Below are 8,770 nucleotides of genomic sequence, written 5' to 3' on the forward strand. Positions count from 1 at the left end.
CAGGCAACCGACCACCAGCGGCGTGTCGGCGTCGCCGTCGACGAAACCCACCAGCACCTCCATGCCCACCCGCGGGATCAACACCGAGCCGTAGTGCTCATGGGCCCAGCCACTGGCCACCCGCAGCCAGCAACTGGAATGTTCGTCGTGCTCCCCGGCGCGATCCCAGGCCATCTGCACCTTGACCCGGCCATACTCGTCACAATGGATCTCGCTGCCTGCCGGCCCTGTAACCACGGCGTTTTGATAGCCAGACACCGGCGGTCGCGATACCAGCAGCGGTGTTCGAAACGGCACCTCCCATGGCGTTACGACAAAGTGATTGCTGTAGCCCTGAGCCGATTCATCACCTGAGGCGTCGATGGCCGACTCCTCCAGCACCTGAGGCTGGCGCCCTGCATGCGTCACCTGGGTGACCAGCCACAAATCATTCCATTCCTGGCGAGGATGCCCTTCCATCCTCAGGAACTGCCCGCTGACCAGGGACGGCTGGTCGCTATGGCCACTGGCCTGGCGAAAGTCACCGCGATGGCGCTCCAACCTACGTTGCGCCAGGTATTTACCATGAGCGCGATCCGTAAAATTCCCGGGATAACACTGTTCCTCCAGCATGGGACGCTGGCCGCCGGACACCGTGCTTTCCAAGCTCAGGCGTGGCTTTCTGAAGTCGTAGTCCCGCAGTTTCACATCGGTGGTACGGGTCTGCAACCGCAGGGTAAAACGCTTGATCACCGGCGTGTCGGCAACCATCCCCGAACCCGCCGCGTATTGAGTGGCTTGCTCAGGCTGGGCGAACACGCTCTGGTCATCGCCGAACACCAAAAGGTGGCGCTCGGGGTGATGCTGGAAGTGGTAGTGAATGCCCGACTCGGCGCACAAGCGCTGGATGAACGCCAGATCGGTTTCGCCAAACTGAACGCAGTACTCACGCTCGGGGTACACCCCGCTCAGTTGAAACGAGAAGGCATCCGCCTGGATACCCTGCCCTTCCAGCACCAGTGCAATGATCTGCGGCACCGTCCGGTTCTGGAAAATCCGCTGGTGAGCGCTGTGCTCAAGATAAGCCAACCGCGGAACCAGCGTGATCTGATAACGCGTCAGGCGCTTGCCCGAGTCGCCTTGCGCCACCCGATAGACCTGGCCATGAATACCATGGCCATGCGCATCAAACCCCAGGAACGCCTGGCGATGCATCAAGCTTTCCAGGTCAAGGTCGGGTTGCTCGCTGACCAGTTCAAGGTCAAAACGATAGGGCAGGCTGACGAATTCATCGCCCGTGAACTCACGTACCTTGAGATCACTGGGCACACCGTCGAGGGTCAGGCTAAAGGCACTTTGATTGGCAGGAGCGAACATCCGGTGTTTCTCTGCGAGTAGTGGGTGGCCGATTCTGCACCAGCTGTTTGCCGAGCTGAGTGCGCTGCAGGCAAATCAGTAAATCCCTACATCGCAGGCGCTTTAATCTTCATGTATCAGGCATCGAAGCCCTACCACCAGCGTGCTAGCGTATTCGTCCCCCGTCGCCCCATGACAATGGAAAAAACATGGCCACCCGCTACGCAAAAATCGTCCTGACCCTTGCCCTGGCAGCCTTCGCCACACTCGTGGCCTTCAGCAACATCACCGACTACGGCTCCAACTTTGCCTTCGTCAAACATGTGCTGAGCATGGACACCACCTTCCCCGGCAACGCCGCGATGTATCGCGCCATCACCACCCCATGGCTGTGGCACGGTGCATATTGGCTGATCATCGCCGGTGAAGCCCTGACGGCCGTGCTGCTGGCGCGTGGAGCACTGGCCTTGTGGCGGGCTCGTCGTGCCACAGGTATCGACTTCAATCGCGCCAAGAAAAGCGCAATCGTCGGGCTGACCCTGGGTTTTGTGGTGTGGTTCTTCGGCTTTATGGTGATCGGCGGCGAGTGGTTCCTGATGTGGCAATCCCATCAGTGGAACGGCCAGGAAGCGGCGTTCAAGTTCTATATGGCGATCCTGGGTGTGCTGATTTTTCTCAACCAGCCGGACACTGACCACGACTGAAAAACCACGAATTCAAAATCGGTGGATGCCCTTTCACAAACTACTGTCAGATAGCTGACGGTAGTTTGTAACCCTTTTCCCAAAGTATAAAAACCGCCTCACATTCAACGCTCACAGCCACCAGGCGAGCCCTTAAATTGCGGTGCCATCTCCCTTCGGAAAGGACCGCATACATGGCACGCAACAACCATCACGCCCTGAACACCCCCATCATCCATAAAGACTGCTGAGGACGCCCCAATGCCTCAGCCCTATGCATTCATCAATGAACGGCAACAAACCTCAGTGGAACTCAAGGCCAGGCTGCGCCTGGGCAAACACGCGCAGGCCAAGTTCGACGTACTTAACAGTCACATTCGCAATGTTGTTGTTCTACCCGGCCAGTTGGTGATCATAGGCGATGACTCGACGGCGGCCTGCACCCTGGAAGAGTCCCGCTTGATGAGCACCGCCTGGAATATTCGACATAGCGTTATGGCCGAAGGCAGCGATACCTTCGCCCTGCACAACTACGACCTGCTGCAAAAAATACTGGGCTACACCTCGCTCGGAATAGGTACGGCGGGTGACGCCTGGAGTCGGCATTTGCAGGACATTGGTAAAACGCTCGAGGACATTGATGCCCTGCATAAACAGTCGCTGCGCCAAGGTGGCGGCGTCGTACGGAACGACTTCCTGGCTCGACGCCAAACCCTGTTCGCCAAACTGGAAGCGCAAATGCGCGGCTTTGCACGTTATGGCACTCACTTGCGCAATGAGGGATCGATCAAGAAAATGCTCGGGATATCCACCCGAAGCTATCTGCATACCGGGGAAATCAACCGATATGCCGAAACGATTGCGCGGGTTTCAAAGACCGCCAAGCTGCTGAAAAATGGAACGCCACTGGGCATTGCGCTGAGCACCACGGCGTCGGCGCTGGAAATCAGGGAGGCTTGCTCTACAGGGAGGGAAGAGCAGTGCAGGAAGGCGAAATACGTGGAAGTGGGGAAGTTGGCGGGTGGGGTGGCAGGTGGGTTAATCGGAGGCTACTTGGGAACAGCATTATGCGTCGCGGTACTGACGCCCACCACTGGCCCGCTCGCGCTGAGCTGCATATTAATCGCGAGCGGTGCCAGTGGAGCAGCATTCGGCAGCCTTGGTGGAGCTGCAGGAGAGGAGATCGGAGAAGCCATTTATGAATATTGACTACTTTCTCAATCTTCCAGTGAAAACCCAGCTAGCGATGGGCTCGTCCCTTGCAGTCATTGCTTGCGTCATTATCGGTGTATTCCTGGCCTACCGAAAACTGGAGTTCATGGAGGGCCTTTTGGATAACTGCCGCTTGGTAGCCGCCCATCGACGCTTCTGGGCTAACTCCCTGCGAGGGCGAATGATCAGACTATGCGTCGTCCATGTGGCCATTGCGCTGCCAGGATGGAACTCGAGACGCGGCGCTATTGACTTGCGGCAGGTCCAAGCCTTTCCGCGCGGCCTGAAAGCCATCTTTAGCGGGATGAGCTTTTTTGGCATAACCGGGGTGACAGGGTGGATAGCCGTTTACTTCAGTGATCATCTGAACCTGTGAAAACAACACTGCGAGATATGGTTGCCTGTGCTTTCTCGTATTGGCTCCCACAACGGGTCCTGGGTCATTAGGCTGCCTATTGATAGCTGGCGGTATTGGAGGCGCTGCCGGAGGCAGTCTGCTTGGGATTGCTGGTGAAAAAATGGGAGATCTTTTGTATGAACATTGATTACGTCCTCCAGCAACCCTTGAAAGACCTGATACTAATAGGCTCCTCCTTGTTGATGATTGCTTACGGTATTTTCGGATTTCTCCTTGCGTATCGAAAACTTGAGGTAATGGAGCGCCATCTAAACAAGTGTCGCCTTGTGGAATTCCATAGTGGCTTCTGGGGAAGCTCACCGCGAGGCAGAATGCTAAGACTCAGCGCGGTCTATGCGGCACTCGTGTTTACCAAACGAAACGCAAGACGCGGCATCATCGATGTACAGCAAGTACGAGACTTTCCGAAAGGCATGAAATGCCTACTTCACTGCACAGCTATTTTCGGACGACTGTGGATAATATCGGCGTTAACCTTCTACCTTTACTACTACCTGAAACTGTAAAAACTGCGATTTTTTAACCCCATAGAAAAGGCCCGTCATCCAAAAAAGATGCGGGCCGTTTTCACTTCAGCGGGCATTCAAGCCCCCGCCGATTACTTGTTGAGGTTGTAATCCGCCTCGGCTGCGTCAAACCGCTGAAGCATGCCAGCCGTCGGAGCGCCCAGCTTGCTCACGAAGTAGATCGCCAGGCTGGCGAAGATGAAGCCCGGGATGATTTCGTACAGGCCAAACAGGCTGAAGTGCTTCCACACGATCACGGTGATCGCACCCACCAGGATGCCGGCCAATGCGCCATTACGCGTCATGCCTTTCCACAGTACGGAGATCAGTACCACAGGACCGAACGCAGCACCGAAACCGGCCCAGGCGTAGCTCACCAGGCCCAGTACGCGGTTTTCCGGGTTGGCGGCCATGGCGATGGCAATCAGCGCCACCAACAGCACCATGGCGCGACCGACCCATACCAGCTCGACCTGGGAGGCGTTTTTACGCAGGAAGGTTTTGTAGAAGTCTTCGGTGAGGGCACTGGAGCACACCAGCAACTGGCAGCTCAGGGTGCTCATTACCGCCGCCAGGATGGCCGACAGCAGCACACCGGCAATCCATGGGTTGAAGAGCAGCTTGGCCAGCTCGATGAACACACGCTCGTGGTTCTCGGTCACGGGACCGGCGACTTCCGGGTGCGCCGAGAAGTAGGCGATACCGAAGAAGCCCACCGCCACGGTGCCGCCCAGGCACAGGATCATCCAGGTCATGGAGATGCGGCGCGCCTTGGCAATCGATTTCACCGAATCCGCCGCCATGAAGCGCGCGAGGATGTGCGGCTGGCCGAAGTAACCCAGGCCCCAGCCCATCAGCGAAATGATGCCGATGAAGGTGGTGTTTTTCAGCATGTTGAAGTTGTCAGGGTTCTGCGCTTCGATCGCCAGGAAGGTGGTGTCGACGCCACCGGTGGCCAGCAGCACGATGATCGGGGTCAGCAACAAGGCGAAGATCATCAGCGTGGCTTGCACGGTGTCGGTCCAGCTCACGGCCAGGAAACCACCGACGAAGGTGTAGGCAATGGTCGCGGCAGCACCGGCCCACAGCGCGGTCTCGTAGGACATGCCGAAGGTGCTTTCAAACAGACGGGCGCCAGCCACGATGCCGGAAGCGCAGTAGATGGTGAAGAACACCAGGATCACCACCGCAGAGATGATTCGCAGCAGGCCGCTTTTATCTTCGAAACGGCTCGAGAAGTAATCCGGCAGGGTCAGGGCGTCGCCGTTGTGCTCGGTCTGCACCCGCAGGCGGCCGGCTACAAACAGCCAGTTCAGGTAGGCACCGACGATCAGGCCGATGGCGATCCAGCTTTCCGACAGGCCAGACATGTAGATCGCGCCGGGCAAGCCCATCAGCAACCAGCCGCTCATGTCCGAGGCACCGGCCGAAAGCGCGGTAACCACGCTGCCGAGGCTGCGACCGCCGAGGATGTAGTCGGAAAGGTTGTTGGTGGAGCGATAGGCCATGAAGCCGATCAGCACCATGGCAGCGATATAGATCACAAATGTGATCAGGGTAGGATTACTTACGCTCATTGAGTTACGCCCTGGCTTTGTTTTTATGTAGCGGCGGTCTGTCCGGACGGCCATCCACTTTGCTAGTGGATAGACGAAGCCTGGCGCCGCGCATTTATGACTGACGTTTCCCCAGGAAAGCCATCAGCCGATGAACCGTCAGTAAGAGGTTGCACCTTGGGCGCGAATGCTATTCAACAAAGCAAATAAGGTGCAACCAGTTTCTTGAGAATAAGTTGCACCTCGATGTTTTTTGTGGAAAACACCGTGTTTTTGCTCCTTTTCGGAGCAAGAGCAGCCAAAGTCAGAAGCAAATGCACCAAGGCGCAGCCGATTCGGCTGTGACGATAATTTTTCCCGATCAGCATCAAAAAATTCATGGATAAAAAGGGTTGCACCCGGTTGCACCTCTCTCGGCGCAAAGCTAATCTTGCCGCCAGCTGATGCCACGCAGTAGTGGCACCCATGAGGATAAAAAGATGGCTACGACCACCCTTGGGGTCAAACTTGACGACCCGACCCGCGAGCGCCTGAAGGCGGCCGCGACCTCCATTGATCGCACGCCGCACTGGCTGATCAAGCAGGCGATTTTCAATTACCTGGAGAAACTCGAGGGTGGTGCAACCCTGGCCGAGCTCAACGGCCTGGGCAGCAAGGACGCGGAAGAAGCCGGCGAGGTCCAGACCGACCACGCCCACCAGTGCTTCCTGGAATTTGCCGAAAGCATCCTGCCGCAATCCGTACTGCGCGCCTCGATCACCGCCGCCTACCGTCGCCCGGAGCCGGAAGTGGTGCCGATGCTGATCGAGCAGGCTCGCCTGCCCGCGGCAATGGCCGAGGCCACCAACAAGGTCGCCTCTTCGATCGCCGAGAAACTGCGCAATCAGAAAAGCGCCGGCGGCCGTGCAGGCATCGTCCAGGGCCTGCTGCAGGAATTCTCCCTGTCGTCCCAGGAAGGCGTAGCGCTGATGTGCCTCGCCGAAGCGCTGCTGCGCATCCCGGACAAGGGCACCCGCGACGCACTGATCCGCGACAAGATCAGCACCGGCAACTGGCACCCGCACCTGGGCAACAGCCCGTCGCTGTTCGTCAACGCCGCCACCTGGGGCCTGTTGCTGACCGGCAAACTGGTCGCGACCCACAACGAAGCCGGCCTGACCTCGTCCCTGAGCCGCATCATCGGCAAGAGCGGCGAGCCGATGATCCGCAAGGGCGTCGACATGGCCATGCGCCTGATGGGCGAGCAGTTCGTCACCGGCGAAACCATCGCCGAAGCCCTGGCCAATGCGAGCAAGTTCGAAGCCAAGGGCTTCCGCTATTCCTACGACATGCTCGGTGAAGCCGCACTTACCGAACATGACGCCCAGAAATACCTGGCCTCGTACGAACAAGCCATCCACTCGATCGGCAAGGCGTCCCACGGTCGCGGGATTTATGAAGGCCCGGGCATTTCCATCAAGCTCTCGGCCCTGCACCCGCGTTACAGCCGTGCGCAGTACGAGCGCGTGATGGACGAGCTGTACCCGCGCCTGCTGTCGCTGACCCTGCTGGCCAAGCAATACGATATCGGTTTGAACATCGACGCCGAAGAAGCCGATCGCCTGGAGCTGTCCCTCGACCTGCTGGAACGACTGTGCTTCGAGCCGCAACTGACCGGCTGGAACGGTATCGGTTTTGTGATCCAGGCTTACCAGAAGCGTTGCCCGTATGTGATCGACTACGTGATCGACCTGGCACGCCGCAGCCGCCACCGCCTGATGATCCGCCTGGTAAAAGGCGCGTACTGGGACAGCGAAATCAAGCGCGCCCAGGTCGAAGGCCTGGAAGGCTATCCGGTGTACACCCGCAAGGTGTACACCGACGTTTCCTACATTGCCTGCGCACGCAAACTGCTTTCGGTACCGGAAGTTATCTACCCGCAGTTCGCCACCCACAACGCTCACACCTTGTCGGCGATTTACCATATTGCCGGTCAGAACTATTACCCCGGCCAGTACGAGTTCCAATGCCTGCACGGCATGGGCGAGCCTCTGTACGAGCAGGTTGTAGGCAAGGTCTCCGAAGGCAAGCTGAACCGTCCGTGCCGCGTGTACGCACCCGTCGGCACCCACGAAACACTGCTGGCTTACCTGGTGCGTCGCTTGCTGGAAAACGGCGCCAACACCTCGTTCGTCAACCGTATTGCCGACCAATCCATCTCGATCCAGGAGCTGGTGGCCGATCCAGTGGCCAGCATCGAGCAGATGGCGACGCTGGAAGGCGGCTTCGGCCTGCCGCACCCGCGTATCCCGCTGCCGCGTGACCTGTATGGTGCCGAGCGCGCCAACTCCGCCGGTATCGACCTGGCCAACGAACACCGCCTGGCGTCGCTGTCCTGCGCCTTGCTGGCTACCGCGCATAACAACTGGAAAGCCGCGCCGATGCTCGGTTGCGCTTCCAGCAATGAAGCGACTGCACCGGTGTTGAACCCGTCGGATCTGCGTGACGTCGTCGGCCACGTACAGGAAGCAACTGCCGAAGACGTCGACAACGCCATCCAGTGCGCCCTGAACGCTGCGCCAATCTGGCAGGCCACCCCGCCCGCCGAACGCGCCGCGATCCTGGAACGTGCCGCCGACCTGATGGAAGGCGAGATCCAGCCGCTGATGGGCCTGCTGGCCCGCGAAGCCGGCAAGACCTTCGCCAACGCCATCGCCGAAGTGCGTGAAGCCGTGGACTTCCTGCGTTACTACGCGGTGCAGGCTCGCAACGATTTCACCAACGACGCTCACCGCCCGCTGGGCCCGGTGGTGTGCATCAGCCCGTGGAACTTCCCGCTGGCGATCTTCAGTGGCCAGGTCGCCGCTGCACTGGCCGCCGGCAACCCGGTACTGGCCAAGCCTGCCGAGCAAACACCGCTGGTGGCCGCACAAGCCGTGCGCCTGCTGCTGGAAGCCGGGATTCCGGAAGGCATGCTGCAACTGCTGCCGGGCCAGGGCGAAACCGTCGGTGCGCGCCTGGTGGGTGATGATCGCGTCAAGGGCGTGATGTTCACCGGCTCCACCGAGGTTGCGCGCTTGC

The 8,770-nt window shown here is 59.0% G+C and carries 7 protein-coding genes; 4 read left to right on the forward strand and 3 right to left on the reverse strand.

From position 1 onward, the window contains the following. On the reverse strand, window positions 1–1,356 hold a 1,356-nt coding region (gene tssI / locus HX846_RS07930; RefSeq protein ID WP_178965217.1), incomplete at its 3' end, for a type VI secretion system tip protein TssI/VgrG. A 188-nt stretch (window positions 1,357–1,544) separates the two neighbouring features. On the opposite strand from tssI, the gene HX846_RS07935 reads away from it, so the two are divergent. From HX846_RS07935 to HX846_RS07945, 3 genes are all read left to right on the forward strand, one after another. Next, complete coding sequence (locus tag HX846_RS07935) at window positions 1,545–2,039, forward strand: DUF2165 family protein (RefSeq protein ID WP_008439179.1); 495 nt, start codon at window positions 1,545–1,547, stop codon at window positions 2,037–2,039. Between the two features lie 240 nt (window positions 2,040–2,279). Further along, window positions 2,280–3,227, forward strand: a complete 948-nt coding sequence (locus tag HX846_RS07940) for a hypothetical protein (RefSeq protein ID WP_178965218.1) — start codon at window positions 2,280–2,282, stop codon at window positions 3,225–3,227. Next, complete coding sequence (locus HX846_RS07945; RefSeq protein WP_178965219.1) at window positions 3,217–3,606, forward strand: hypothetical protein; 390 nt, start codon at window positions 3,217–3,219, stop codon at window positions 3,604–3,606. The genes HX846_RS07940 and HX846_RS07945 overlap by 11 nt, the downstream gene beginning before the upstream one ends. 640 nt (window positions 3,607–4,246) lie before the next feature. On the opposite strand, the gene putP is transcribed toward HX846_RS07945, so the two are convergent. Beyond that, window positions 4,247–5,731 (reverse strand): sodium/proline symporter PutP, encoded by a 1,485-nt coding sequence (gene putP / locus HX846_RS07950; RefSeq protein ID WP_177022510.1) that lies wholly within the window; start codon window positions 5,729–5,731, stop codon window positions 4,247–4,249. Window positions 5,732–5,869: 138 nt separating this feature from the next. After that, entirely contained in the window at window positions 5,870–6,160 is a 291-nt protein-coding gene (locus HX846_RS07955) for a hypothetical protein (RefSeq protein WP_158244062.1), read from the reverse strand. 29 nt (window positions 6,161–6,189) lie between these two features. Between HX846_RS07955 and putA the strand changes: the two genes are divergently transcribed. Then, on the forward strand, window positions 6,190–8,770 hold a 2,581-nt coding region (gene putA / locus HX846_RS07960), incomplete at its 3' end, for a bifunctional proline dehydrogenase/L-glutamate gamma-semialdehyde dehydrogenase PutA (RefSeq protein ID WP_178965220.1).

This window comes from Pseudomonas sp. K5002, from assembly GCF_013386655.1.
Classification (GTDB): Bacteria; Pseudomonadota; Gammaproteobacteria; order Pseudomonadales; family Pseudomonadaceae; genus Aquipseudomonas.